Below are 940 nucleotides of genomic sequence, written 5' to 3' on the forward strand. Positions count from 1 at the left end.
AACCAGCGCCAGAAGCAGGACAGGAGAGTACGTTGAGAATCCATCGTTATTTATCTCTGGTCTTTGCTTTTTGGACTGGGTGGAACGGGGTTCAAAGCCCCCTTCATTCAAAGGGGTTGGCATTTTAATAGACGTTTGCCTGATAACCAACACCCTTTTTACAAAACCGTGAGCTTTCAACGCTTCTATGGCATATGTAGAACAGGTTGGAGTAAAACGACAGCGCGGTCCAAGGAGAGGACTGATAAGACCTTGATAAAGACGGACGAGTCCGATTGTTAACCACGCGAGGGCGAGACAGGCGATGCCATAGCTTATCAAACAACTTAAACAGTTCCTCATTGCTCAATCTTGCGCGCTTTTCTTGGCGATCACAACAAAATCTTTATTGGGAAGTTGATGTTGTGTGTTACGAAAGCTTTCACGGGCTAGGCGTTTGAATCGGTTGCGACCAACGGCAGTTTTGATTTGCTTCTTGGGTACAGCCAAGCCTAAACGAGGATGAGAAAGGTTATTATTGCGAGCAATGATAGTGAAATGAGGAGAGCCAGCTCGATGAGCTTGCTGAAAGACGTTTTGATAATGCTCGGGAGTTAACAAACGTAACTCCCGATTGAACGCGTACGTATTCAAAATAAGCTAATGATTATTTTGACAGGCGCGCACGGCCTTTCGCACGACGTGCATTGATTACTTTACGACCGTTCTTAGTCGCCATGCGTGCACGGAAACCGTGAGTACGCTTGCGCTTTAGAACTGAAGGTTGAAAAGTGCGTTTAGTAGCCATTGTTATTACCTTTACTGATCAGTAGTTTAGGTTCTAAGTTAACCGGCGTGGGTCTGTTTCTTCTCTTATATAAAGAAGAGTTCACCGACGCCTCTCAACAAAGAGGCGGAATTGTAATCACAGTCACACAAAGTGTCAATCTTTGTGGTGTAT

2 protein-coding genes and 1 pseudogene are annotated in these 940 nt (G+C 45.1%); all 3 read right to left on the minus strand.

All coding sequences use genetic code 11. From position 1 onward, the window contains the following. Positions 1-342 (minus strand): membrane protein insertion efficiency factor YidD (gene yidD, locus CIK04_RS32360; RefSeq protein ID WP_325206082.1); only part of this gene is annotated, 342 nt, incomplete at its 3' end. Then, positions 290-600, minus strand: a pseudogene (gene rnpA / locus CIK04_RS32365) (ribonuclease P protein component); the annotation flags it as partial. The gene yidD and the pseudogene rnpA, both read right to left, overlap by 53 nt. A gap of 46 nt (positions 601-646) precedes the next feature. Then, the gene (gene rpmH, locus CIK04_RS32370) at positions 647-787 is read right to left on the minus strand and encodes a 50S ribosomal protein L34 (protein ID WP_011079039.1); all 141 of its coding nucleotides are present in this window, start codon (positions 785-787) and stop codon (positions 647-649) included. Positions 788-940 lie beyond the last annotated feature (153 nt).

This window comes from Vibrio sp. 03_296 (assembly GCF_002265885.1).

Bases quoted from the DNA above. Each gene is read 5' to 3' on its own strand.
- rpmH (WP_011079039.1), bottom strand. From the start codon at position 787: ATGGCTACTAAACGCACTTTTCAACCTTCAGTTCTAAAGCGCAAGCGT.